Here is a 24,994-nt window from a genome sequence, read left to right on the forward strand (position 1 = left end):
ATGATAAATAGTATTATTATGAGTTTAACTGTAGGGCTCTTCGTCTTGTTTGGAAATTGTTTATGGGCTCAACGTAAAAAAATGATGGTTCTTGAAGAACGTCAGGAAAGCCTTGCTAAGTCTGTAGAGCAAATCGCTAAAGATCATCCTGTTTTGATCCATGCCGATTTATTATTCTCGAAGCAGCTTAAAGAATTAAACTCACAACTAGTTAGTATGGATAACCAAATCCAAGGTTTAGAAAATAAACGTGATAATGACGGTGGTTACCAGCATGCGATGAAAATCCTGGAAATGGGGGGGAATCGCGAAGAGATTGTTGATAGTTGCCATCTTTCTCATGCAGAAGCAGAATTCTTAATGAACTTGCAGGCATACCGCGCTGCAATGAAAACCGTTTAATTATCAAATGAATGTAACCTGGTTGCGAGCAGCCAGGTTTCATTTACAAACATCTCCTTCTGTTACCTCATCAAATTAATCTGACTTGTACTCAAAAAATATTATGTTACCATCTTATGCGTCGAGCTATTTACCGATGATGATGTAATTAAGCTTCAGAATATTAAAGAAATAAATTTAAGGATGAATGATATGCGTTTAGGAATCTCTGTTCTTGGTATAGCCGGAGTCTGCTTCTACTCTTCATTTGCGTTGGCAGGTGAATCAGGTATTCAATCCATGACTCCAAGTTATCGTTCAGTAGTTTCCTTTATGGAAGGATATGCCAGTATTAATGCGGGTAGCCACGACTCTTATTTGAGTGATGATGATAATATTTATACTTATCGAAGCTCAAAGGATGGGCATAATGACGGTTTTATTGGGGGATTTATAGGTTTAGAACATCCATTACCTTGGTATAATGTATTAGTGCAAGCAGGAGTGGAATATAGCTATTTTGGACCTTTAACTGTCCATGGATTTAATACTGTGGGTGTAGAGCCTGAAACATCTACTTTATATAGTTACCAGTACCGCTTTCAAACACAGCAAGTTCTTGCTTCTGCCAAATTCTTAATGACAACTCATGAGCGTTATCATCCCTATGCTTCAGTGGGCTTAGGTGCGGCCTTTAATGATGTGGGGCGTTTTCGAGCAGCAACTGCAGAAACTGGCAACTTAAATAGTACTGCATCTTTCCGGGATAATAATCAATCACAATTTAGTTACAGCCTGGGGGCTGGTGTTGATGTGGACGTCAACCAGAATGTTCGCGTGGGATTAGGTTATCGATTCAGTGGCTTTGGTGATGCTTCGTTTAAAGGAGGGCATATTGTGGCTGGTGACTATATTGCCCCAGTACCATTTACCTACGGCATTCGTACTCTGTATGCGAACCAATTAGTTGCGCAAATCAGCTACATAATTTAATTTCATTGGAACAGGATTTTCATAGATGAATAAAAAATATAATTTGGCCTTGTCTCTTATTGCCATGTTTTTCTCTGCTCAGGCAAGTGCCGGGGCTAATTTTACGATAGGACCCAAAGCAGGGACTACACTACCAACTACGGTACCTATCGGAAAAAGTGTTTCTGCATACTACACAATCACTAATAATACGAACTCCATACGTAGTGGCTACACGTTAAAAGGGCTTCCATCAACAGTAATGCCGAATTTAAGCAGTGGAAATTGCATGTTCCCACTTACCCTTGCGGCCAAAGCAAGTTGTGTCTTACAACTAGACATTAGTGGGGCTGCTTCAGGTGCCTTTTATCTGTGTAAAGCCTCAAGTTGCACTTCTTCATCAGTACCTTTAAATGTGAGCGTGGTTTCGATAACACCTTTTATCGCGGTAGGGGGCTATGACAATAACATCAAAGCTAATTCGTTAATTGCTACGAGCATTGATAATGGCATGCAATGGAGTTACACCCTTTCTGGAGTTACGGGACCTACACTTCCTACCTCCTTAGCGAATAGCGGGCCTGCTTATAATTTTGAGGATGAACCACCTCCACTTTGGGCTGTTGATTGTGTGCAGAACAATTGTTCTGCTGTAGGTGGCTATGGCACTCAACCTTATCCGCTTATTGCGAGCAGTACTGATAGCGGCCAAACTTGGCGCTATACAATGACTGCACATAGTGCGGTACGAGAGCCTACAGGCCTTACTAGTGGAAACTTTTTGGGGGTTTCATGCAGCGGAGTTTTTTGTGTTGCGGTAGGTACCTATTCTGACAGCAGTAAGTCGTACCCAGCGATCGTTTTTAGAAGTAATATTACAGCAAATTGGTCTTACGCTTCACTGCCAACACTATTTAACTTTAGTATCAGCAAGGGGTATTCAAATGTGAAGTGTACAGCCACGACCTGTGTTGCTGTAGGCACCTATCTTGCGGATGATTTTTTTACATACCCCCTCATTTCCACTGGTCGAACTCAGGGAACAAGTTGGACTAATACATTAGATGGATATTCTGATGGACTCCCTCCTGATTTCTATAATAATGGGGTTCTTAATGCAGTTGATGCGAGTGGCTCTAATTTCATTGTCGTGGGTTCTTATGATAATTTCAGTTATACGAGTTATCCTTTAGTAGGGTTAAGCACCAATGGGGGTTCCACATGGTCTTTTCCTATTGATAGTACTACCCGGGTTGATGATTATTCTAACAGTGGGGTGTTTTACAATGTGAGTTGTAGTGGCAAAATATGTATTGCTGTAGGGCGTTATAGAAACAACCAAAATAGCACTTATCCTTTAATCATGACAAGCTCAGATCAGGGACAGACGTGGGCTTATACGATGGATAGTTCTAAGCCCCAGTTGCCCGCTGATTTTCTTTCATCGGAAGGTTTTGGCCAACTTTACACCTCAGCCTGTAGTGGAGCTATTTGTATTGCTGGTGGAAATTACCAAAATGCTAATGGAAATTATCCTTTACTAGCAAATAGTACTGATGCTGGCAAAACATGGACGTATAGAATTACCAGTACTTATCCGGGCATGACGAATGATAGGATGACTGATGGCTATTTTAATGCGGTTCAGTGTAAAGAAACTATCTGTTTTGCAGCGGGTGGTTACTCCAATGGCACTAAAAATTATCCGTTATTAGCGGTTAGTCGTGATGGAGGAACAACCTGGAGCTATTCGATTAATAGTCTCTATCCGGCATTACCTGCTGATTACCAAGATAATGGAATGTTTACTAGCTTTGGGGTACCCGGTGTATCTAAACTACTTCCTCAATCATTAAAATTCCTCGTACATTAATATTTAGTTGCCCTCATTTTAAACTGTGCCGAGTTATTGGCACAGTTTTGTATATTTAACGCACTTATTTAAGTTGACTCTAGATAGAAAAGCACTTTCGCGGTAGAATGCGAAGTTAATTTTTTAAATGAGACACTTATGTTGGAAGTAAACCAAATTAACCTTAATCTGGTAGATCTGGATAAGCGAGTGGAAGCGCTTAGGGGGTATCTTTGACTTTGACGCCAAACGTGAGCGTTTAGAGGAAGTAGTTCGAGAGTTGGAATCATCTTCAGTATGGGATAATCCTGAAGTCGCTCAAGCTTTAGGGCGAGAACGAACCCAGCTTGAAAATATTGTTTTGACACTAGCTGAGCTAGGTCAATCCATCAATGATTCGATTGAGTTATTTGAATTAGCTCGAGAAGAAAATGATGAGCAATCGATTAATGAAATAGGGCTTGAAGTTCAATCTATTGAGCAAAAAGTTGCTGATTTAGAATTCCGACGTATGTTCTCCGGAAAGATGGATGTCTGTAATGCCTATTTAGATATTCAATCAGGTTCCGGAGGTACCGAGGCCCAGGATTGGGCAGAAATGTTATTGCGCATGTATTTGCGTTGGGGTGAGCAACATGGGTTTACTACGGAACTCATTGAATGCTCCCCTGGAGATGTTGCGGGAATCAAAAGCGCCACGATTTATTTTAGTGGTGAATACGCTTTTGGTTGGTTACGCACTGAAAGTGGGGTGCATCGCCTGGTTCGTAAATCACCGTTTGACTCAGGAAACCGACGCCATACCTCTTTTGCGGCGGTATTTCTTTCTCCTGAAATTGCTGATGACATTGAAATAGAAATCAATCCTGCTGATTTACGAATTGACACTTATCGTGCTTCAGGTGCAGGTGGTCAGCACGTAAACCGAACGGATTCCGCAGTACGTATAACCCATGCTCCAAGTGGCATTGTGGTGCAATGTCAGAATGATCGTAGTCAGCATCGCAATAAAGATCAAGCAATGAAGCAATTGCGCGCTAAATTATATGAATTGGAAATGCAAAAGAAAAACGCTGAGCAACAAGCTTTGGAAGCCAGCAAATCAGATATAGGTTGGGGGTCACAAATACGTTCTTACGTATTGGATCAGTCCCGTATTAAAGATCTTCGCACCGGTGTGGAAACAAGCAATACACAAGCCGTATTGGATGGTGCCTTAGATCAATTTATCGAAGCCAGTTTAAAAGCAGGAGTAGGTGCAGCATGACAGATGAGCAACAAGTAGAACATATAGATGAAAGCGAAGTTTATCTTATACGTAAGCAAAAATTAGCAGACTTACGCACAGCAGGCTTTAATTTCCCTAATGAATTTCGCCGTGAGCATTTAGCTGCTGATTTAGTTAAAGAATATGCTGAATCAGAAAAAGAAATGCTTGCTGAACAGCATGTTAAAGTCGCGGTTGCGGGACGAATTGTTTTAAGACGTGTTATGGGGAAAGCTAGTTTTTTTCATATTCAGGATGTTTCTGGTCGTATTCAGATTTACATTAGAGCTAATGATCTTCCTGAAATATACGAACAATTCAAGCACTGGGATTTAGGAGATATTGTTGGTGTTCGTGGAGAGTTATTTAAAACGAATACTGGAGAGTTGACTGTAAATTCAGAACATGTTGAATTATTGACCAAATCCTTAAGACCATTGCCAGACAAGTTTCATGGCTTGGCGGATCAGGAAGTAAAATACCGTAAACGTTACGTTGACTTAATTGCGAATGAAGACAGTCGTACTACTTTCTTGGCCCGTTCACGTCTTATTCAAGCATTCAGACAGTTTATGGATAAGAATCAGTTTCTCGAAGTAGAAACTCCGATGATGCATCCTATTCCTGGGGGCGCGGTCGCGCGTCCATTTATTACGCATCACAACAGTCTTGATATGACTATGTATTTGCGTATTGCTCCAGAGCTCTACTTAAAACGTCTGGTTGTTGGTGGTTTTGAGCGTGTTTATGAAATCAACCGTAATTTCCGTAATGAGGGGCTTTCTACACGTCATAACCCTGAGTTTACTATGGTTGAGTTTTACCAGGCATATGCGGATTATAATGACTTGATGAACTTTACCGAGCAATTACTACAGTATTTATGTGATGCAGTGGTTGGTTCACGCCAGATTGACTATCAAGGGCAAGTGATTAATTTTAATCAGCCATTTGCACGTATGACGGTAAAAGAAGCTATTTTGCATTACCATCCTGAAATTAGCGCACAACAATTAGAAAATGTTGAGTTCTGTCGTCAACAACTCGAAGCAAAAGGTTTTGCGTATAAAGGAACCGATGGTTTAGGTAAGTTACAAATGATTCTGTTTGAAGAAACTGTAGAGCATCAACTGTTCCAACCTACATTTATTACGGCATACCCTACAGAAATTTCACCTTTGGCACGTCGTAATGATCAGGACCCTGAAGTTACCGATCGTTTTGAGTTCTTTATTGCTGGGCGGGAAATTGCGAATGGATTCTCTGAGTTAAATGATGCCGAGGATCAAGCAGAGCGTTTCCGTAAGCAAGTAGAGGAAAAGGATGCTGGCGATATGGAAGCAATGCATTATGACAGCGATTACATTGAAGCCCTTGAATATGGATTACCACCAACGGCAGGACAGGGGATAGGAATTGATAGATTGGTCATGCTATTTACCAATTCGCAGTCAATCCGAGATGTAATTTTATTCCCACATTTACGCCAATAGTAAATCATTTTGTTGTAGCCTAGTGCTTGCAGCTGTCTCTTGACTATCTCCTCCTGCTCCCGCGACTAGTCCGCTGGACGTAGGAGTCTCAATGCATGGGAAGAGTGTAGAAAAGTCAGTTGCTTGCAATTAGGATCCACTGAAGTACGTTATTCTGAACGAAAGCATATCTGCTTCAGAAGACCAAGACTTAATCTTAATTTGTTCTAATAACAGGTGAGCAATGTTAGTTAACAAGTTCCAAAAAGTAATTACATACATTAGAGAAACTCAAGAGGTCGCGTTATTTTCAACCATGGCGGATACTCGATGGTATTCTGCTTTTGGAGGTTCGCCGCTATTTTTTATTATGCTGCCTTTTATTGGGATTTTATTAACGCTTAATGCATTAATGAATGCTTATAAATTAGCTCAGGCTAGTAATAAAAACCTAGATCAATGGTTTAACTTTATTGCCTCTGCAACAGGTGCTGTTTTAGCGAGTATTTCGCTTTACGGTGCGGTACTATCAGCCTTTATGGGGCTTAGTTTTGCTGCCGGACCCTGGTTCTTTTTAAGTAGCTTAAGTCTGGCTATTACCCATCAAACGATAATGATGGGTATTAATTTTTATCGAGCTTATGAATCAGAGGCCGACCGTAGCCAGCGGATGCATCATGTTCAGGCGGCACTTAATAATGTATTTGTGCTTGGACTACTTTCGGCCGTTGTAGGTGCGGTTCTCTTTATAATGCTTTTACCCTCTGTAGCACCTACTTTAGGTATGGTCAGTGCAATGTCTGCAGCAGCCTTAACTCTATTTGATATGATGTGGCGCACACTTCCTCACAATGGAAAAATATGGATTAAAGAGAGACTTCATTTAGGAAAATCTGAGTTATCTCAGAATAATATGCAACCTCGGGTAGCAAAGGGGGTAAGGCTCGATGTTGAGGAAGCTCAGGAAATCAATCCCAATCATCACCGATTATTTACTCGATTTGTATACAGCAATGAAGTGAAAGGCATGACGGTAGAGCAAGCTGGTAACTATCTGACACATGTCATTCAGCGAAAAATTAATGCATATGGAGATGATACTATTGCTCCATATGATGCAAAAACAAATGACAAAATTATCGTATTAAATAAATTAATTACCGTTATTTCTAAAAAAGAAGATGCGTTAGTCTCCAAAGATGCTCTGATTGCACAATCCCCCTTAGCCTTTCAAAGTTTCTGGGCTGAAAAAGGGGATGTAGAACAGCTCGTGGATGCAGTGATGTTATTTCAAAAACAAGTTATTCAGGTGTCGAATCTCGATGATATGGCTCGAGAATTAAGTGCAGCACAAACCCAGCAATTTAAAAACGCTTAATTTAAGCGAGAATTTGCTTGCCGAACTCCCGCGGCTTGATCGCGGGATCCATGGATCTTGCGATACACACGGATCTCACCGAGCAAGTTACGAAATTAGGATCTATTTTTAGAGTAAGAGTCTAATCATGTTTGAACTTCTGATAAGGATTAAATTTTTCAAGAACATCAGTCCAAGCTTGCTCTTCTGATTCATTTTTGTAAATTTCTTTAGCAGTTTTATTTTTTTTGTAAGACTTATAATGCTCTGGTTTAATTGGTTTCTCATGAATCTTACTCACACGATCTACTGCATATGGCTGAGGATTTAGATAGCTTTTCATAGGTGTATCCTCCTTCATAACTACTGAATTGATCTGTATTAATTATAGCCCAAATTTGGACAATTTCTCTGAAAAGGTCTATACGAGCTATTTAGGCAATGACTCTGGATAAAAAGTTACTATGAATTGAATGAGTTTTTCCCGAAGTTCATTTCTCAATCGTGACATATCATCGGCATTTTTAGCGCTCGCCAAAACTTGCAATTGCATCACGTGTACTTGTAAGTCACTTACAATGATATTAGATACTTGCCCATCCCATAAAGGAGAAGTGCTTAAGATAGTATTTAACTCCTCGCGCAGTTTAGGTACGGGAAGGGTAAAATGAACATATAAAAAAAACGTCCCAATTAAATTACTGTTTTTAGTTCGACTCCAGTTCTGAAAAATATGATCTAAAAAGTAGTTAGTGGGAACAACCAAGCGCCGCCAGTCCCATAATCTTACGACCACACTTCTAAAATTAATTTCCTCGATAGTTCCCAACTCGTCGTTAATAACGACACTATCACCCAGCTTAATTGGTTGGGTAATGACGATTTCTAATCCAGATAAAATACTTCCCAAGGGTTTTTGTGCTGTAAAAGTAAAGACTAAACCCACGACACCCGCAGTAGTTAAAACACTAGCACCTAAAGCCCTGACATTGTCAAAGAGCATTAAAATTGAACCAATACTGAAGACAATAATAAGACTGTATATAATTCGTTTTATAATCAAGGTTTGAGTATAAACTTTTCGTGAGGCAAGCGTGCCACGTTTTTGAGTAAAATAGCGGCGAACTAATATTTGTTCTGCAATATCAACTACTTTAAATAAAATCCAACTAATAGCACAAATGATTAAAATGCTCGTAATCTTCGTGAAAATAAATGACAGTGCAGGGGGAATATTTACATATTGAACAATAATATTGAATAAAACTAAAAAAGACATGATTTTTAAAATAACGACAAATAAGGGCAAAATGATTTTAATCAGTGATTGATCACTAAAAGCATTTAATTTAATTAATAATGTAAATGCTTTATTTATTACCCTCACAGCAAGCCAATATGCACTTAGAAATATAAAAAGATAAAAAATAATCTGTTCTATAGTTCTTATCGCTGAGGAGGTGGCAAAGAGTTCTTTTAGGAGCCTGCTGTTTTGTATAAACAAATGAATACCTAGCAAAGATACCATTACTAAGACAGGCCCTAACCAGACTTTGATAAATGTTTTTGATTGTTCAGGTTTAACTATTTTTTGTTCTTTCATAAGCGTATAAGTAATAAAGATAAAACCTAGTAAACAATGCATTTCTTAAAGTTAAAAAATGAATTGAATCTAGGTTTTTAGTTTGCATTATTCTGCATAACAGTAGATATCACTACCACCAGGCACTCCCGCATGGAATATTATGGCATTTACTCCTACGACATCTCTTTTTTCTTTAAAACATCTATGTCCAGTATAGGAATAATAATAATCCCCTTCAGGTACAGGGCCTTCATAACGATAAACCTGTGTGCCTGGATCAATAACGATCGGGACGCTTTTCCAATTACTTGTTTCGGTAACAATAGTATCTGCAAAAGCCATTGAACCTAGTTGAGCTAACAATAATCCTATAAAAAGCTTTTTCATTTCATCCTCTCCTTAGATAAGTCTCACTACTATACAATTATAGTTCAAATATTAAACAGATGGTGCGCTGCGAGATTTGGTGTTAAGAATATAGGATCTGGGAAATCCAGGCTTTGTACATAATAAATTGACCCTGAGCAGCCAGGGAGTATAATGAACATTCTCTATAGCTTTCTCTTTGGTAGTCTTATATATATGCTAACCCACCACGCTATGGCGGCAGCAGCTTGTCCTGTGGTGCTCCAGAGCTTATTGAAAACGCCGGATGTGGTTGATAAGCTGGCTTTTCTTAATATGCCTTCAGAGGTGATTGTTAACTTAATTGATGAGTTACGCAATGAATCTCTTTATTGGGCTGTCAAAATTTTGCTTTCTCGGAATCAAGATGATGATCTTCGTTGGCAAATCCAAAGTTTGAAAAAATTGATTAAGGCTAAAAGACAGGGCCATGAGCACTTGTTTTTTTGCAAAGCTCACAACATCAATCATCTTGATGAATTAATTAGAGAATATATTAAGGATAAGACAGGGGAAACCCACCTTTATGGCTTAGTCTTTTTACTTATTGGTTCTAACCTTTATTTACCTGATGAATTAGCACGACATTTATTAGTCATTCATCATGCCAATCATTGGATCCCGCTTTTGACCGAGGAACAGCGGATTGCGTGTTTTAATGAGTTATTAAATAATGCCGATACCCATAAAAAATACATTAATTTGATCCCTCTTTTAAGTGTTAATAAAGAGCAGGTTAAGGGCGAAGTAAAAGATATTATTGATGATATCTGCGACAAATATCCGCATTTTTCTTCCGGCAACTTAAAAGGACAACGGCTAGATACAGAAGATAGTCTTACTATATTACAAATTTTACCGGTATTAATTCTTTGCCTTAATGATAAGAGGCATCAAGAATTAATTGATATCATTCTTCCAAAATTAAATGATGATACTTCTTCTATTCGTGAAGCCATACTAAAAATTATTTCCGTATGCATTCCTTATTTTAATGATAAGAATCGTGAGTTGATGTTTGCTGCCATACGCTCTAAATTAAATGATAAAGAGCCCAAGGTTCGTTTTGTAGCACAACAAATCGTTAGTGAGCATTTATCCCAACAGGAGAGTAGCCTGCAAACCGTTGATGCGGCTTGGGAGTTATCGAATGGAATAAATAGCATTTATGAAAATGCATTTCCTTTAACCGCTGTGCGTACTGCTTATTTTGATGATGCTCAACATCAAAAAGTAAGTGAGCTGATTGCAGTAAAGATGGATGATAAAAATTGGCTTCTTGGTGAAGAATCTTTAAAAATTATCTCCACCTGCATGCCTTATTTAGATAATGCATGTTGTGATGAGGTAATTCACGCTCTTTTTCTTAAATTAAGTATGGACGATACGAAAATAAGCCTTGCCGTCTTAAAAATTATTTCTGCATGCATCCATTATTTAAATAGAGAACAATGTGCAGACGTATTTAATGCGGCTCTTCCTTATCTGAATAGCAGTAATGGGCGAATGCGCAAAGCTGTTTTAGAGATTATGGGGGTATGTATTCCTCATTTGAGTGATGAGACGCGTGAAGAAGCTTTTAATGTTATTTTTGCCAATTTAAATGATATTAATTGGATTGTTCGCGATGCCTTATTGCAGTCAATGCTTCAGTTGATGCCTTATATCAGTAATGAGCAACATCGTCAGATACTTGATGTCATTTTACCTTATTTGGGAGATAATGATTGGAGCCATCGTTATATGATATTGCAAGCCATGTTGTCGCTTATATCGTACCTCAACGATGAGAATCACCACGTAGCACTTAATGCAATTATTCCTAGAGTAAATGATAATCACTCCATTGTGCGTGGTATGGCATTGCAAGTGATTACTCCCTTAATACCTGGCTTGGATGAAAAAAATCACCAGCGAGTTTTTGATCTGATTCTGCCTATGGCAAATGATAAAAGCTCTTTTGTAAACAATATGGCCCGCAAGACGATTATTAAATTCATGCCTTATCTTACTGACTACTCACAGCAGTTGGTTCTTGGGCAAATGCTCTTAAAAATACATGACAAAGACCCTGCTATTTGCGTGGTTGCATTACAGGATTGTATAGGCTGCATTCCCTATTTTAATGAGGCGCGACGTAACGAAGTATTGAACGCAGCTCTTGGCTTACTTGCTCCAGCGCCTTTAGAAATTAAGCGGGCGGTAATACAGGTACTAACTGCATGTATCCCTTATATCTCTGATGCTGAACGTGAAGAGTTGATTACCACAGCGTTCTTAAAATTAAATGATGCGTGCTGGGAGCTGAGTGAGGAAACCATTAGGATGGTGCTTACTTACAGTTTATATCTTGATGATGAATGCAGGGCATTGCTTGCAACTCAATTGGCTTTTTATTTTAATCAATATTCTGTAAGCAAGTGGTGGGATGAGCTGGTTTTCCTGCAAGTGGATGGTGGCGTTGTAGAGGAAGAGGTTTAGCCTCACATGCAGCCGTCCGAGTACCGCAGCATGTAATTAAAGTTAAATAAAAAATCTGCCGTCATTGCGAACCAAGTGAAGCAATCCAGTACTGGGTTTTAACGAAGCATCGTTCTGAGTTGCTTCGCAGGGCTTTGCTATGAACCAATTTATATATTCTACGAACCCCTACCTATCTTATGCTAATCGATGATCTAATTACGCGCTCACGTCCACAAGCGTCCCTCAGGACTTGATGCTCTAATTCAGCAAGGCTACATTCCCGAATAATTAGGACCCCCACCGCCCTCAGGCGCATGCCATACGATGTTTTGCCGTGGATCTTTAATATCACAGGTCTTACAATGAATGCAGTTTTGGGCGTTAATCTGTAATTGTGGCCCATCTTCGTATTCAACTATTTCATACACTCCTGCAGGACAATATCGGCTTTCAGGAGAAGCATACTTTTTTAGATTCACATCAATGGCCAGTTGAGGTTTTTTTAATTCAAGATGGCAGGGTTGATCTTCTTCATGAAATGTACCTGATAAAAACACTGAGGATAGTCGATCAAAAGTAAGCACGTTATCGGGTTTAGGATAATCAATTTTTTTAGCTTTTTTAGCTAATTTTAAGCTGTTGTAATCGGCATGATTTGTTAAAGTCCAAGGGGTCTTTCCATTGGTGATATACGTTTCAAACGCGGCGTTGATCAGTCCAGGAATTAACCCACATTTAAAGCCTGGTCTTATATTGCGTACAGAATATAATTCCTGTTCTAACCACGAACTCTTTACTTTTTCAGGATAGCGGACTAATTCAACAGGTGCTGCTTCCATTTGTTCTAATGCATCAAAACAGGCTTCAGCGGCGAGCATTCCTGATTTCATCGCCATATGAATACCTTTAATTTTAGGAACATTAAGAAATCCAGCAGCATCCCCAATCAAAGCGCCACCAGGGAATGTCAACTTAGGTAGAGATTGCCATCCACCTTCATTTAAAGCACGCGCACCATAACTAATACGTTCCCCACCAGCCAATAGAGAACTCACTAAGGGATGCGTTTTAAAGCGTTGGAATTCAGAAAAAGGGCTTAGCCAAGGATTTTTATAATCCAAACCGACAACAAAACCAATGGCTATCCGTTGTTTGGACAAGTGATAAATAAAGGAGCCACCATAGGTAGAATAGTCCATAGGCCAACCTACAGTATGGATAACTTTACCTGGTTCGTGTTTTTCCGCACTAACTTGCCAAATTTCTTTGATTCCTAAACCATAGGTTTGAGGGTTTGATTTATCTCTTAAGTGATAACGAGCCATCAATTTTTGGCTTAATTGGCCACGGCAACCTTCAGCCAATAAGGTTTGTTTCGCAAGCAAATGCATTCCGGCTTGGAAGTGCTCTGTTTTTTCATTATGTTTATTAATACCAACACTCCCTGTTTCCACACCAATAACCTGATTTTGGTCATTATAAAGAGCTTTTACCGCTGCAAAACCAGGATAAATTTCACAACCCAGGGCTTCAGCCTGTTCTGCTAGAAAGGCACAAAGCTCACCTAAGCTAATAATGTAATTGCCCTCATTGTGCATAGGTTTTGGGGTAGGGAGTTTATAGGAGCGTTTTTGGGTTAGAAAATAGAATAGATCTTCACTCACCTGAGTATCCAGTGGCGCATCTTGCCACGTGTCAGGTAGAAGCTCTTGTAGGCTTTTAGGTTCTAGGACGGCCCCAGAAAGGATGTGAGAACCAACTTGCGAGCCTTTTTCCAAAATACAAACAGACAGTTCGTGTTGCGCGGCTAAGGCTAATTGTTTTAGTTTTATCGCGGCAGATAATCCGGATGGCCCCGCACCGACGATAAGTACATCAAATTCCATAGTTTCGTATTCCACGCGCGCTCCTACATACAAAAAAGTAAAATAATCGCCTTTATAGGGTTTAATATCAAGAGCATAACGATAGATATTTTTTTATTTTCTTTGTTTCATTTTGGAAAGTTGTTCTTTAACGTAAATAAGTGAACGTGCATGGCTAAATCCTAACCAGCGGAATAGATTAACAATAGCTGCGCGGTGCGTGTTCAGAGCAATATAAAGTTCTGATTTAGGATTATTAATCAGTTCTTCAATACGATCGCTAAATTTTAAACCCTCAACAGCATAGATAATATGATCCAATTTGGTGCCACTATTCATCCAAAAGGGATTCCAACGGCGGTCTTGACCTGTTCTTAGTCGGTGCATAACATCGATGATTGCGTGACCTGCAGGCCCGTGTCGGGCGAGTATATTTACGGCAAAATAAAGACGAGGAACGGGTTCATTAGAACGGGCATAACCTTGGGCAATTGTTTTCAGCGATGCGCTGTAATGCTTACGATAATATTCCACTCGGTTATGATTGCCTGCGAGTGCATAGCCCATAGCAATAAAATCAGGATTAACTAAGTGTCTTAGGCGATACTCTTCTACTTTCCCATGATTCCCAGTGCGCGCATAACCTATAGCAATCAGGCCTGGGTCCGCACGATACAATAGGCGGTATTCTTCCGCGCGAACATGATTGTTGGCTAGTGCATAGCCCATGGCAATTGAACTGACATCGGCATCATGGTGTAAACGGTATTCTTCAACTTTGGCGTCATTACTCGCTTGAGCATAACCGACGGCAATGGCATTGGGGCTGGCTTCATGTGTGAGGCGATATTCCTCTACCTTGTTGTGGTTGCCCGCCAGTGCATACCCCATCACAATAGTATTTACATCGGCTTTGTGCTGTACCCTATAGTCATTAACTTTTTTATGTTCGCCTGCAAGGGCATACCCCATAGCAATGGCTTTGATATCGGCTTTATGTTGGGTTTGATATTCTTCCACTTTACTGTGATTACAGGCTTGCGCGTAGGCCATGGCAATCGCATTTATATTGGCTCGATACTGGAGGCGATATTCCTCAACCTTTTCATCATTATGGGCATGGACATAGCCCATGACAATTGTACTTGGATTAGCTTGGCATTTAACGCGATAGAGCTCGACGCTTTCATGATCCCCGGCAAGGGCATATCCCATGGCAATAGAGCTGGGATCGGCCCGATGCGTTACGCGATATTCCTCAACAATTCGATGAGTACCCGCAAAGGCATAGCCCATTGCGATTGGATCAACCAGGGCTCCAATGTTACGTAGCATTTCTGCGGCTTTATAGTGTCCTCCTGCTGCTAATTTACCCGCAGGCGTAAAATAAGGGGGCGAACTATCAAGTACATCAATATGTGTATCTGCGAGGCTCTTATTTAGCTCATAAACATCTTGGGCTTCCAGTGCCGCATTATAAATTTTGTCAAACATAAGATCTCTTATGTAAGGGATAACTTCTTTAATATATTATGGCAAAGAAAATTAGCTCTGTTGATAATAATCTATTTTAAGTGAATCAGCATAAACGTCAATTATAGAATTCTTTTATTTTTCAAAAAATTGTAACCCGTATTAGATGTAGTTGTAATACGGGTTTGAGAGATAAATTGCTTAGATCATCGAGAATGATTCTGGTTCTATATACAAATTAGCTAACGGAGGTATTATCATGGATGATGCACGGGTAGCGAAAGACAGGGTATTGTAAGGAATGCTAAGCACTGCTAATAAAAGTCCCATAGCTGTACCAAGAAGCATTGTGCCTGCATAAGCCAATGATTCACCGGTGCTTGCCAAAGCAGTATCTACTGCCTCGTCACTCATAAAAATGAGGCTTCCCATGGTGATTAATAAGTCGCCAGCGAGCGCAATCGCTCCAATCAAGGTATTGTATGCGGCGATGACCGAGCCAATTGAAAATGCAAGGGGACAACGTAATATGGTAAATAGGTCACGGAAAAAATCGGGACTGTCTTCGAAGGGTTTAAAAAAATTCATCCTTCGTGTATATACTTCAAATCCGCGTTCTGAAACACCAGAAACATAGTTGCGATCGTTTTCTTCATCGCTTAAATCAAAAATATAATTTAAATCTTTCCAGTCTTCTGCATTAAACATAAACGTCTCCGCTGATTGAAGTCGCCTTATGGTATTTAATTTGGCCTTTATAGTCAAATTGTTGTCAAAAAGGGTGCTCGCCCACTTGCAAGTAACTAGGATTTACTTAAAATAAGCTAAACTCACAATAGATGCATCTAAAGGAGAATAGAATGAGGGCATTACTCAGCTGCCTGCTTTTGGGGATATCAATTATGGCTTATGCAGATGATGAAACAATGACGGTGAATGCTAAGGCCTCTGAATTGATTATTAACTTACCTGCAAATCCCACCACCGGGTTTCAATGGTCAATTGTTAAATATGATCATGCTCTTTTAACCTTAAGTTCAAGTACTTATGAGAAACCTAAAACGAACATGGTTGGTGCGGGTGGTCAAATGCATTATGTTTTTCAGTTAAATAAAGGGAGTGTTGCCCCTAAAAGTACCGAGCTGAAATTTAAATATGGCCGTAGTTGGGAACCTAAAACAGCGACCTTAAAAACCATCAAAGTTAATTTTGTTAAATAGTAAAGTAAGTAATTGGGCTGTGCAACTGACTCTTGTGCATCTCTCTGCCAATGCAGTTCTGCTCTATACTTCCACGTCCTGCGGACAAGCTGTGGGACGTGGAAGGGAATGTAACCAATAGACAGTTGCGTGCAACAGACTTCCTGGACGGCAGCTAAAATCAGTCCGTATGCATCACAATCAAATCTTCTTAAATGGCAAATATCTTGGCATCCAAAACATATCGGCAACTAATTTTTCCAAATCTGCATCTTGATTTTTTTGCGCATGACCCGAAGCAATTGCGGATTTAGCCACTGCAATCGCAATTTCTTTAGCCACTGTTTGTGCATCATCTAAAGATGGCAGTAAGGGCAAGAAACTATCTTTCATGCTTGGAGCAAAGCGGCATAAGGCTTCTGCCGACGCAAGAATCATATCATTGGTTAATTTTGATGCGTTAACCGCCAGTACCCCTAAGCCAATACCTGGAAATACTAAAGCATTATTGCATTGCGCTATTTGCACCATACGATTTTGATACTCAACAGCAGGAAATGCAGTTCCAGTTGCTATTAATGCTTTCCCCTGGCTCCAAGCTAAAATATCTTCAGGTTTGGCCTCACATTTTTCATCTGGATTTGATAAAGGGAAAATAATAGGGCGTTCACAAGTTTGGCTCATAACTTCAATAATATCCTGGGAAAAAGCACCAGCTTGAGCAGAACAGCCAATAAGAATGGTTGGTTTAACCTGTCTTACTGTATCCGTGAGTGATGGGTTCTGCTTCTTAGCATGCCATTGGGCAACCTCATTAGGATCGTGAGCATAAGGTTTTTGTGCTCCAGTAAGTTCAGCATCGTTATTTAGTAATAAGCCTTGTCTGTCAATGAGCCAAAAACGCTTATATGCTTCTTCTGCACTTAAGCCCTCACGTATCATGGCATCGACAATTTGGTCACTGATGCCTGTTCCTGCAGATCCTGCTCCAAAAACGACAATGCGCTGATCTTTCAGTTGGGTACCGGTGACATTACAAGCAGACATGAGTGCTGCTAAAGTAACGGCCCCCGTTCCTTGGATATCATCATTAAAGGTACATAACTCATCTTGGAATTGATCCAGAATACGACGAGCATTACCGCGGCCAAAATCTTCCCAATGTAAAAAGGCATTAGGGAAATGCTTATGAATGGCTTGAACAAAGCTTGCTATAAACTCATCATAAGCTGCCCCACTTATGCGTGGATGACGACAACCCAAATATAAAGGGTCATTCAATAAGTCTTGGTTATTGGTGCCTGCATCAAGGAAAACAGGAAGGGTACGTACGGGATTAATGCCGCCACATAAACAATAAACCATCAATTTCGCTACAGGGATATCCATACCACCAATACCCTGATCGCCAATGCCTAAAACCCCTTCACCATCAGTGACCACAATCACATCAATTTCTGGATTAGAACGATTACCGATAATTTCATCAATTAAATTTTTATCGGAATGCGCAATATACAATCCTCGAGGTTGTCTGTATTCATGGCTAAAACGTTTTACCGCGGTGCCCACAATAGGTGTATAAATAGTAGGCAACATTTCACCTAGATGACGATGCAATAATTTATAAAATAAAATCTGATTCTTATCATGTAAGTTATTTAGATAAATATTTTGCTGCAGTCTTGTGGTGTAGCTGGAATATTGTAAATAAGCGCGCTTAACTTGTTCATCTAGCGTTTCCACTCGATGGGGAAGCTTACCTAATAAACCAAAAGCTCTTCGTTCTTCATGGGTAAATGCGGTCCCCTTATTTAATTGGGGGGTGGTAAGTAACGGTTTTCCGCACAAAGAGGTTTCTAAATATTGTTCTCCAGTGTGTTCATCACGTTGTAATTTAAAATCTAACATGTGGAAATTCTCACTAAGATGGAATTAGGGATTATCTGATGATAATATCGACTTTTTGTAGTTTACATCAAGAGGTTGAGTATGAATAAGTACTTGGTGGCAATATTAGTCATGTTGGGATTAACATCTTGCATGAAAAAAGATGAACATTATTACCAAACCCACCCCAATGAATTACAACAGGCAATAAAAAGTTGCCCAGAACACCAGCCCCAAGGTATGACCTGTAATCAAATCCAAGAGATTGCCGGAAGAATGAATAGCTTAGCTTACCAATTACAACAAAGCCCACAAGGTTTTGGTAATAAGATTTTAGCATTACAAGAGACGGTCGCCACTCAAGAGCAGAAATTAAAAGCAGATGCGAATAACAAAGAATTACAAGCAAGTATTGCTCAAAATAAACATGACTTGGAAGAGTATTTAGCAGTGGTTAAATGGTTAGAGTCCCCAGTGAGTTAACAATGAAAGTATTAATAAGCAATGATGATGGGGTGCATGCTCCAGGAATTACTATTTTAGCGAGGGAGTTGTCTACTTGTGTGGATATAGAGGTGGTTGCTCCGGATCGAAATCGCAGTGGTGCCAGTAACTCATTAAGTTTGAGTCGTCCTTTGAAAGTTAAACAATTAGAGAATGGTTATTACAGTGTCGAAGGCACACCTACTGATTGCGTACATCTGGCCTTAACCGGGTTTTTAAGTAATGGTTTTGATATGGTTGTTTCAGGAATCAATGATGGCGCTAACTTAGGCGATGATGTTCTGTATTCCGGTACTGTAGCGGCAGCAATGGAGGGGCGCTATTTAGGTTTGCCTGCAATCGCCATGTCTATGGTGGGGGACACAATCAAACATTATGAAACAGGTGCGCATATTGCCAAACAATTAGTAGCCCAATTAAGTGCTCACAGTTTGCCATCGCAAACCATTTTAAATGTGAATGTGCCGGATTTACCCATCGATGAAATTAAAGGACTACAAGTTACCCGTTTAGGAACTCGTCATGGAGCTCAGCCTTTAGTGAAGTCTCAAGATCCTCGAGGGCGTCCTATTTATTGGATTGGTTTGCCCGGTGAAGCAGCTGATTGTGGCCCGGGTACGGATTTTTGCGCAGTAAAAGAAGGTTATGTTTCCATAACTCCCTTACATTTGGATATGACCAATTATAAAATGTTTGATCAATTATCCAGTTGGTTAACTGGCGTTAATTTGATACTTTAGTAAGGGACATTATTCTGAAGTAAGCTATGTTATTCTGGATGAGATAAGAGCGCAGGCCTTCCTTAGCGTTTCGAGGCTTGTCCGCGGAAGCCAGTATTCTGGCAGACTCCACGGAATGACGAAGAATACGAGCTTTCCTCGTTTTAGAACTATTTGCGGCAGATTTTTATTGAAAATATTTGCTTGAGGCAATTCATGATACTGACATTTTGCAAAAGATCTTTATGTCTTTTTCTGGCAATCGCGCTTGTGGGCTGTGGGTCCAATTTAGCTCCTGTAACTGAGTCAAAATGGCGACCGTATTCCCGACAACAGGGAACACATATTGTTCAACGGGGTGAGACACTTTTTGCCATTGCATTTCGTTATGATACAGATTACCGCAGCTTGGCACGTTTAAATCATATTTCTCCTCCTTATTCATTAAGAGTTGGTCAGGTTTTAAATGTACGAGGAGGAGTTCGTCGAGCACCCATACCCCAGCGAGTAACGCAATTTAAGCACTATCGACCGGCACCAATTGTCGCACCTAAGATAGTTCACTCACCCACGCGGCGCTATGCTCGTTCTGCTTCCGGATGGTTATGGCCTGTTAGTGGACGCGTTGTTACATCTTTTGTTCCGGATCAGGGTAAAAAAGGCATAAATATTGCTTGTAAGTCTGGGGATAAAGTTATTGCAGCCTCAAGTGGTACAGTAGCTTATGCTGGAAGTGGTTTGTCAGGTTATGGTAATTTAATTATTATAAAGCATAACAACGAGTTTTTAACCGCTTACGGCAATAATGCGCGAATTATGGTTTCCGAAGGACAACGAGTAAATGCCGGTCAAGTGATTGCTATTGCCGGAGTCATTGATCGTAAGTACACAGGTGTACATTTTGAAATCAGAAAAGCGGGTATTCCTGTCAACCCGTTGAATTATTTACAAAAAGGTTGACATTTAATGAGTGGTTGTTGCAACAATAGAGGTACTATATGGTTGCAGCTCGTCATGTTCTAAGGGATTTCGTGATGGGATGACTGCCTGAAAAGGTGTAAATTCTAGAAACACGGCTAAACATTACAGGGTGAAATCATGCAAAATGACGATGAGTCAATTAAAGATACTGAATTTAAGGATGAGGAGTTGTCTGAGGTAAGCACTGACGACGAGACATTCTTGATGGATGATGACGATTTGGAGGTCCTCACTGAAAAGGATGAGGTAGAATCTGAGTTACCTGATTTTTCGGATGATGCTGCTTTTCCTTCTTTTAGTCGCGGCAAAAATGCCATAAAAATGATGGATGCAACTCAACTGTATTTGAGTGAAATTGGATTCTCTCCCTTACTCAGCGCTGAGGAAGAAGTTCACTATGCCACGCTTGCCTTAAAAGGTGATGTGGCAGCACGTAAAAAAATGATTGAATCGAACTTACGGCTGGTAGTTAAAATTTCTCGCCGTTATCTTAACCGTGGACTGCCTTTGCTTGATTTGATTGAGGAAGGGAATCTGGGATTAATGAAGTCTGTTGAAAAATTTGATCCAAATCGTGGGTTTAGATTCTCAACCTATGCCACTTGGTGGATTAGACAAACGATAGAACGTGCTATTATGAATCAAACCAGAACTATTCGGTTGCCCATTCATGTGGTTAAAGAGCTCAACGTATACCTGCGAGCAGCGCGCCAGCTTACTCAAAAGCTAGACCATGAGCCTTCTCCTGAAGAAATTGCTGAAATGGTCGATAAGCCTTTAGAAGATGTGCAAAAGCTCTTGGGTTTGAATGATAAAGTTGCTTCTGTTGATACACCTATAGGTTATGATGAAAACAAATCGTTGTTAGATACTATCGCCGATGAAAATAGTGTGAATCCAGCAGAGCTATTAACCAATGAGAACCTACGCCTTCACATTGAATCGCTTTTAGATAAGTTAACTGAAAACCAACAGCAAGTTATTGCCCGACGTTTCGGTTTGCGTGGTTTTGAAAAAGCAACATTGGAAGATGTGGGTAAAGAAATCGACCTAACTCGTGAGCGCGTACGTCAAATTCAGGTTGAGGCTTTAAAAACGCTACGCGGCCTGTTAGAGAAAGTAGGTTTAACTCAAGAAGATCTATTCTAAAACACTTCAAATGGAGCAACTGTCTTTAATTTCATTTCAAGACAGTTGCTACAGATATAGAACTGTATTACGAACTACAGTTTAAACGTCGGCTTTAACCCTTGCCAGCAATCAGCATAATTCCTTTGTCGTTCTTGAGCGTCCATTGCTTGCTCTGTAACTTGCCACACATCACGCGTTTCAAACATAAAGGCTAGGGTATTTAAATAAGCTTCGGGCTCTAATTTTTTAGCAGTAGCCGCTTCATAGCTTACTTGGTCAGGACCATGTGGGGTCATGCAATTATGAATGCTCACACCACCAGGCACAAAACCTTCTTTTTTCGCATCGTATTCGCCACGTATAAGCCCCATTAATTCATTCATGTAGTTTCGGTGAAAATAGGGAGGTCTGAAGGTATGCTCGGCAACCATCCAACGAGGAGGGAAAATAACGAAATCAAGATTCGCAACCCCAGGAGTATCACTCTCAGAAGTCAGGACGGTAAAAATAGAGGGATCGGGATGATCAAAGCTGACCGTATTAATGGTATTAAATAAGCTTAAATCATAGCAATAAGGTGCATAGTTACCATGCCAGGCGACTACATTAAGTGGTGAATGAGTGCTTGGTGCGGTCCATAGTTTATTTTGATACTTACAAACCAGAGTAACATTTTGTACTTGCTGTTCATATGCGGCAGTTGGGTATTTAAAATGGCGGGGATTCGCTAAACCATTCGACCCAATAAGCCCTAAGTGCGGTAGAGTTAAAGGATTACCCGCATTTTCACATAGATAGCCTTTCGCTTCTTTACTGATTAGTTCGACTTTAAATCTAATTCCACGAGGAATTACTGCAATCATACCTGGGCATATATTTAACTTACCAAATTCAGTGTGGAGATTAATTTCCCCTATATAAGGCACAAATAACAATTCACCATCATTATTAGCAAAATAGCTATGCTGCATGGAGCGATTGCACTGATAAAGATAAGTCGTTACTAAGTGAGATCCTGCAAGATGAAACATGCCCTCAATGAAATCACACTCATTATCATTACTAATAGGTGACCAGCGTAATGGATTAGGAGATTGCTGCGGAGGGTAGGGCTTTACTAGCTCATCCTTGTAAGGCTCGTAATTTCCTTGCACTACCGAAGGGAGTATGCGATAAAGCCAACTATGCTGATTCAAGTGGCGAGGGCGGGTAAATGAAGTACCGCTTAGTTGTTCTGCATAAAGACCCAAATTACAGTTCTGCGGAGAATTTTGGTTACTTGGTAAAGCCCCTGAAACCGCCTCGCTGTGATGATAATTGCCAAAACCTTGCAGATACACTGTCTATCTCCTTATATAATCGTTAATCGTTAGTGTGCCATGAAAACAAGCAATTTTGTAGCCCATATTAGATGAAGTCGTAATACGTAATGTTATGGCATTAGTCCCTTCCTATCAGGGCATATTATCTAATTAAGGATGAAGATTTTTAATAACAGAGAATGTATAATCGCATACAAATTTAATTCGAGTCAGAGGTCAGTTATGGCAGGTCATAGTAAATGGGCGAATATTAAATTCCGTAAGGGAGTTCAAGATGCTAAGCGCGGTAAAATATTTACAAAATTAATTCGTGAAATCACCGTTGCAGCACGTATGGGAGGAGCAGAAGAGGCTTCAAATCCAAGACTACGTGATGCGATTAAAAAAGCTCTTGCTGCAAATATGAAGCGCGACACTATTGATAATGCCATTAAACGCGGCGTGGGTGGCTTAGACGGCGAGGCAATGGTTGCCATGCGTTATGAAGGTTATGGCCCGGGTGGAGTTGCTGTATTAGTCGATTGTTTGTCTGATAATAAAAACCGTACAGTTTCTGAAGTGCGTCATGCATTTACTAAAAATGGGGGTAATTTAGGCACAGATGGTTCTGTAGCTTATTTGTTCACTAACCAAGGTGAAATCCTCATGGCTGCAGGTGTATCTGAAGACCAAGTCATGGAAGTTGCTATTGATGCGGGTGCAGATGATGTTTCCGTGGAAGATGGACAAATTGAAGTAATTACTCCAGTAGAAGCCTATCATAGTGTCTTAAACGCATTGAGCGATGCGAATCTGGCTGTAGAGCAATCTCAATTAACAATGCGTGCTCAAACCTTAGTGCCTATTGATGATGATTCGGCTGAAAGCTTGATGAAAATGATCGACATGTTGGAAGACTTGGATGATGTTCAGGACGTTTACAGCAATGCTGAATTCTCAGAAAAAATTTTAGAATCAATGAGCTAATGACTGTTATTTTAGGTATTGATCCAGGTTCACGAATTACTGGTTATGGTTTAATCAGACAAGTAGGCCAGAAAATAGAATACGTTGATAGCGGCTGTATTCGCACTACACCTACGGCTGAGTTAAGCCAAAAACTATTACAAATCTATGATGGCATTTGCCAATTAATGGATCATTATAGTCCTGAAGAGGTAGCAATCGAGCAAGTCTTTATGCATCAAAACCCTAGCTCCGCTTTGAAGTTAGGACATGCTCGTGGGGTGGCTATGGTTGCTGCTGCATCACATCGTGTAAAGGTCAGCGAGTATGCTGCACGAGAAATCAAACAAACTGTTGTTGGCTATGGTGCTGCAGAGAAAGCTCAAGTAGGGCATATGGTGGTGAGCTTATTATCCTTAAATAAAGCGCCACAAACTGATGCTGCGGATGCATTGGCAATTGCTATCTGCCATAGTTATATGCGCGACAAATTATCTGCAATTATAGGTAACAACAGTGTTAGTTTAAGGAGAAGAAGACGATGATTGGCTGGCTTGATGGTCAAATAGTTGATAAGTATCAACCCGGAAAATTAGTGGTGAGTGTCCAAGGGGTTGGCTATGATGTGGAAACCTCATTAAACACCTTTTTTCAGTTAGATTGCCTAAATGGCTCTGTCGGCTTACACATTCACACTGTTGTTCGTGAAGATGCATTGTTATTGTATGGTTTTTTAGATAAGCAAGAACGGGCATTGTTCCGGGCATTAATCAAAGTCAATGGTGTTGGACCTAAAATGGCGATGGCCATTCTCTCCAGTACAACGCCTAACGAATTTATTCAGTGCATCAAGCAGGAAAATGCTACGTTTCTAACTAAGCTACCCGGAATTGGTAAAAAGACTGCTGAGCGCTTGGTGGTGGAAATGCGTGATAGCATTAAGCAATTTACCGATTTACCAGCGGATACGTTACAGGCACCGGTCAACTTGGTTCTTGGGCAAGACGAAGCCGTGAGTGCATTAGAAGCATTAGGTTATAAGCCTCAAGAAGCATTGAAGGCCGTGAATAAGGTCGATGATGGCACGAAGAGTTGTGAACAGTTAATTCGTGATGCCTTACAAATATTGGCTGCACGTTAGTTTCTTGAATAAATGGATTAGATGCCTTAAAAATTAAGGGACTCATTTTCCTTTTTTTGCTAATAACTCT

The 24,994-nt window shown here is 40.2% G+C and carries 23 protein-coding genes; 15 read left to right on the plus strand and 8 right to left on the minus strand.

Translation table 11 applies throughout. The annotated features are described in order from the left end of the window. The 6 genes from ACD661_RS01875 (at nucleotide 1) to ACD661_RS01900 (ending at nucleotide 7,322) form a co-directional block, all read left to right on the plus strand. On the plus strand, nucleotides 1–402 hold the full coding sequence (locus ACD661_RS01875; protein ID WP_400185890.1) for a DUF2802 domain-containing protein: 402 nt from the start codon (nucleotides 1–3) through the stop codon (nucleotides 400–402). Between the two features lie 192 nt (nucleotides 403–594). Further along, nucleotides 595–1,374: an outer membrane protein gene (locus ACD661_RS01880; protein WP_400185892.1), complete on the plus strand. Its 780-nt coding sequence runs from the start codon at nucleotides 595–597 to the stop codon at nucleotides 1,372–1,374. A 25-nt stretch (nucleotides 1,375–1,399) separates the two neighbouring features. Next, complete coding sequence (locus ACD661_RS01885; protein WP_400185893.1) at nucleotides 1,400–3,226, plus strand: sialidase family protein; 1,827 nt, start codon at nucleotides 1,400–1,402, stop codon at nucleotides 3,224–3,226. Nucleotides 3,227–3,364: 138 nt separating this feature from the next. Continuing rightward, a protein-coding gene (prfB, locus tag ACD661_RS01890; protein WP_400185895.1) for a peptide chain release factor 2 occupies nucleotides 3,365–4,472 on the plus strand; the annotation gives its coding sequence in 2 pieces (ribosomal slippage) (nucleotides 3,365–3,439 and nucleotides 3,441–4,472; 1,107 coding nt in all). Then, a complete protein-coding gene (gene lysS, locus ACD661_RS01895) occupies nucleotides 4,469–5,965 on the plus strand; it encodes a lysine--tRNA ligase (protein ID WP_400185896.1) in 1,497 nt (498 codons plus the stop codon). The genes prfB and lysS overlap by 4 nt, the downstream gene beginning before the upstream one ends. 223 nt (nucleotides 5,966–6,188) lie before the next feature. Then, complete coding sequence (locus tag ACD661_RS01900) at nucleotides 6,189–7,322, plus strand: hypothetical protein (RefSeq protein ID WP_400185897.1); 1,134 nt, start codon at nucleotides 6,189–6,191, stop codon at nucleotides 7,320–7,322. Nucleotides 7,323–7,443: 121 nt separating this feature from the next. Here the strand turns inward: ACD661_RS01900 and ACD661_RS01905 are convergent, their stop codons facing one another. The 3 genes from ACD661_RS01905 to ACD661_RS01915 form a co-directional block, all read right to left on the minus strand. After that, nucleotides 7,444–7,644 (minus strand): hypothetical protein, encoded by a 201-nt coding sequence (locus ACD661_RS01905; RefSeq protein ID WP_400185898.1) that lies wholly within the window; start codon nucleotides 7,642–7,644, stop codon nucleotides 7,444–7,446. A gap of 87 nt (nucleotides 7,645–7,731) precedes the next feature. Further along, a complete protein-coding gene (locus ACD661_RS01910) occupies nucleotides 7,732–8,946 on the minus strand; it encodes a mechanosensitive ion channel family protein (protein ID WP_400185900.1) in 1,215 nt (404 codons plus the stop codon). A gap of 45 nt (nucleotides 8,947–8,991) precedes the next feature. Then, nucleotides 8,992–9,273: a hypothetical protein gene (locus ACD661_RS01915; RefSeq protein ID WP_400185901.1), complete on the minus strand. Its 282-nt coding sequence runs from the start codon at nucleotides 9,271–9,273 to the stop codon at nucleotides 8,992–8,994. A gap of 153 nt (nucleotides 9,274–9,426) precedes the next feature. On the opposite strand from ACD661_RS01915, the gene ACD661_RS01920 reads away from it, so the two are divergent. After that, nucleotides 9,427–11,772, plus strand: a complete 2,346-nt coding sequence (locus ACD661_RS01920; protein ID WP_400185903.1) for a HEAT repeat domain-containing protein — start codon at nucleotides 9,427–9,429, stop codon at nucleotides 11,770–11,772. Nucleotides 11,773–12,026: 254 nt separating this feature from the next. Here ACD661_RS01920 and ACD661_RS01925 read toward each other — a convergent pair whose 3' ends face one another. From ACD661_RS01925 to ACD661_RS01935, 3 genes are all read right to left on the minus strand, one after another. After that, entirely contained in the window at nucleotides 12,027–13,655 is a 1,629-nt protein-coding gene (locus ACD661_RS01925; protein WP_400185904.1) for an electron transfer flavoprotein-ubiquinone oxidoreductase, read from the minus strand. 78 nt (nucleotides 13,656–13,733) lie between these two features. Beyond that, nucleotides 13,734–15,113 (minus strand): hypothetical protein, encoded by a 1,380-nt coding sequence (locus ACD661_RS01930; protein ID WP_400185906.1) that lies wholly within the window; start codon nucleotides 15,111–15,113, stop codon nucleotides 13,734–13,736. 180 nt (nucleotides 15,114–15,293) lie between these two features. Then, entirely contained in the window at nucleotides 15,294–15,800 is a 507-nt protein-coding gene (locus ACD661_RS01935; protein ID WP_400185908.1) for a hypothetical protein, read from the minus strand. Between the two features lie 152 nt (nucleotides 15,801–15,952). Here ACD661_RS01935 and ACD661_RS01940 point away from each other — a divergent pair, with 152 nt between their 5' ends. Further along, nucleotides 15,953–16,312 carry a protease inhibitor I42 family protein gene (locus tag ACD661_RS01940; RefSeq protein WP_400185909.1) on the plus strand — a complete coding sequence of 120 codons (360 nt, stop codon included), beginning with the start codon at nucleotides 15,953–15,955 and terminating at the stop codon, nucleotides 16,310–16,312. A 180-nt stretch (nucleotides 16,313–16,492) separates the two neighbouring features. Here ACD661_RS01940 and ACD661_RS01945 read toward each other — a convergent pair whose 3' ends face one another. Then, complete coding sequence (locus ACD661_RS01945) at nucleotides 16,493–18,202, minus strand: NAD-dependent malic enzyme (RefSeq protein WP_400185911.1); 1,710 nt, start codon at nucleotides 18,200–18,202, stop codon at nucleotides 16,493–16,495. Nucleotides 18,203–18,283: 81 nt separating this feature from the next. Between ACD661_RS01945 and ACD661_RS01950 the strand changes: the two genes are divergently transcribed. From ACD661_RS01950 to rpoS, 4 genes are all read left to right on the plus strand, one after another. Further along, a complete protein-coding gene (locus ACD661_RS01950; protein WP_400185912.1) occupies nucleotides 18,284–18,664 on the plus strand; it encodes a hypothetical protein in 381 nt (126 codons plus the stop codon). Nucleotides 18,665–18,666: 2 nt separating this feature from the next. Continuing rightward, nucleotides 18,667–19,425, plus strand: coding sequence for a 5'/3'-nucleotidase SurE (gene surE, locus ACD661_RS01955; protein ID WP_400185913.1), 759 nt, complete (start codon nucleotides 18,667–18,669; stop codon nucleotides 19,423–19,425). A gap of 195 nt (nucleotides 19,426–19,620) precedes the next feature. Continuing rightward, nucleotides 19,621–20,364: a peptidoglycan DD-metalloendopeptidase family protein gene (locus ACD661_RS01960; protein ID WP_400185914.1), complete on the plus strand. Its 744-nt coding sequence runs from the start codon at nucleotides 19,621–19,623 to the stop codon at nucleotides 20,362–20,364. 138 nt (nucleotides 20,365–20,502) lie between these two features. Then, a complete protein-coding gene (gene rpoS / locus ACD661_RS01965; RefSeq protein ID WP_400185916.1) occupies nucleotides 20,503–21,534 on the plus strand; it encodes an RNA polymerase sigma factor RpoS in 1,032 nt (343 codons plus the stop codon). A gap of 74 nt (nucleotides 21,535–21,608) precedes the next feature. On the opposite strand, the gene hmgA is transcribed toward rpoS, so the two are convergent. After that, nucleotides 21,609–22,856, minus strand: coding sequence for a homogentisate 1,2-dioxygenase (gene hmgA / locus ACD661_RS01970; protein WP_400185918.1), 1,248 nt, complete (start codon nucleotides 22,854–22,856; stop codon nucleotides 21,609–21,611). Nucleotides 22,857–23,060: 204 nt separating this feature from the next. Between hmgA and ACD661_RS01975 the strand changes: the two genes are divergently transcribed. From ACD661_RS01975 to ruvA, 3 genes are read left to right on the plus strand one after another with little or no spacing between them, the layout of a single operon-like run. Next, nucleotides 23,061–23,804, plus strand: coding sequence for a YebC/PmpR family DNA-binding transcriptional regulator (locus ACD661_RS01975; protein ID WP_400185919.1), 744 nt, complete (start codon nucleotides 23,061–23,063; stop codon nucleotides 23,802–23,804). Next, the gene (gene ruvC, locus ACD661_RS01980; RefSeq protein WP_400185920.1) at nucleotides 23,804–24,328 is read left to right on the plus strand and encodes a crossover junction endodeoxyribonuclease RuvC; all 525 of its coding nucleotides are present in this window, start codon (nucleotides 23,804–23,806) and stop codon (nucleotides 24,326–24,328) included. Before ACD661_RS01975 ends, ruvC begins: the two co-directional genes overlap by 1 nt. Continuing rightward, a complete protein-coding gene (gene ruvA, locus ACD661_RS01985) occupies nucleotides 24,325–24,924 on the plus strand; it encodes a Holliday junction branch migration protein RuvA (protein WP_400185921.1) in 600 nt (199 codons plus the stop codon). The genes ruvC and ruvA overlap by 4 nt, the downstream gene beginning before the upstream one ends. Nucleotides 24,925–24,994 lie beyond the last annotated feature (70 nt).

Origin of the sequence: Legionella lytica, assembly GCF_044626755.1 — a bacterium.
Lineage (GTDB): Bacteria > Pseudomonadota > Gammaproteobacteria > Legionellales > Legionellaceae > Legionella > Legionella lytica_A.

Coding starts and splice junctions, on each gene's coding strand:
- ACD661_RS01875 (WP_400185890.1), top strand. CDS start 1: ATGATAAATAGTATTATTATGAGTTTAACTGTAGGGCTCTTCGTCTTG.
- ACD661_RS01880 (WP_400185892.1), top strand. CDS start 595: ATGCGTTTAGGAATCTCTGTTCTTGGTATAGCCGGAGTCTGCTTCTAC.
- ACD661_RS01885 (WP_400185893.1), top strand. CDS start 1,400: ATGAATAAAAAATATAATTTGGCCTTGTCTCTTATTGCCATGTTTTTC.
- lysS (WP_400185896.1), top strand. CDS start 4,469: ATGACAGATGAGCAACAAGTAGAACATATAGATGAAAGCGAAGTTTAT.
- ACD661_RS01900 (WP_400185897.1), top strand. CDS start 6,189: ATGTTAGTTAACAAGTTCCAAAAAGTAATTACATACATTAGAGAAACT.
- ACD661_RS01905 (WP_400185898.1), bottom strand. CDS start 7,644: ATGAAAAGCTATCTAAATCCTCAGCCATATGCAGTAGATCGTGTGAGT.
- ACD661_RS01910 (WP_400185900.1), bottom strand. CDS start 8,946: ATGCATTGTTTACTAGGTTTTATCTTTATTACTTATACGCTTATGAAA.
- ACD661_RS01915 (WP_400185901.1), bottom strand. CDS start 9,273: ATGAAAAAGCTTTTTATAGGATTATTGTTAGCTCAACTAGGTTCAATG.
- ACD661_RS01920 (WP_400185903.1), top strand. CDS start 9,427: ATGAACATTCTCTATAGCTTTCTCTTTGGTAGTCTTATATATATGCTA.
- ACD661_RS01930 (WP_400185906.1), bottom strand. CDS start 15,113: ATGTTTGACAAAATTTATAATGCGGCACTGGAAGCCCAAGATGTTTAT.
- ACD661_RS01935 (WP_400185908.1), bottom strand. CDS start 15,800: ATGTTTAATGCAGAAGACTGGAAAGATTTAAATTATATTTTTGATTTA.
- ACD661_RS01940 (WP_400185909.1), top strand. CDS start 15,953: ATGAGGGCATTACTCAGCTGCCTGCTTTTGGGGATATCAATTATGGCT.
- ACD661_RS01945 (WP_400185911.1), bottom strand. CDS start 18,202: ATGTTAGATTTTAAATTACAACGTGATGAACACACTGGAGAACAATAT.
- ACD661_RS01950 (WP_400185912.1), top strand. CDS start 18,284: ATGAATAAGTACTTGGTGGCAATATTAGTCATGTTGGGATTAACATCT.
- surE (WP_400185913.1), top strand. CDS start 18,667: ATGAAAGTATTAATAAGCAATGATGATGGGGTGCATGCTCCAGGAATT.
- ACD661_RS01960 (WP_400185914.1), top strand. CDS start 19,621: ATGATACTGACATTTTGCAAAAGATCTTTATGTCTTTTTCTGGCAATC.
- rpoS (WP_400185916.1), top strand. CDS start 20,503: ATGCAAAATGACGATGAGTCAATTAAAGATACTGAATTTAAGGATGAG.
- ACD661_RS01975 (WP_400185919.1), top strand. CDS start 23,061: ATGGCAGGTCATAGTAAATGGGCGAATATTAAATTCCGTAAGGGAGTT.
- ruvC (WP_400185920.1), top strand. CDS start 23,804: ATGACTGTTATTTTAGGTATTGATCCAGGTTCACGAATTACTGGTTAT.
- ruvA (WP_400185921.1), top strand. CDS start 24,325: ATGATTGGCTGGCTTGATGGTCAAATAGTTGATAAGTATCAACCCGGA.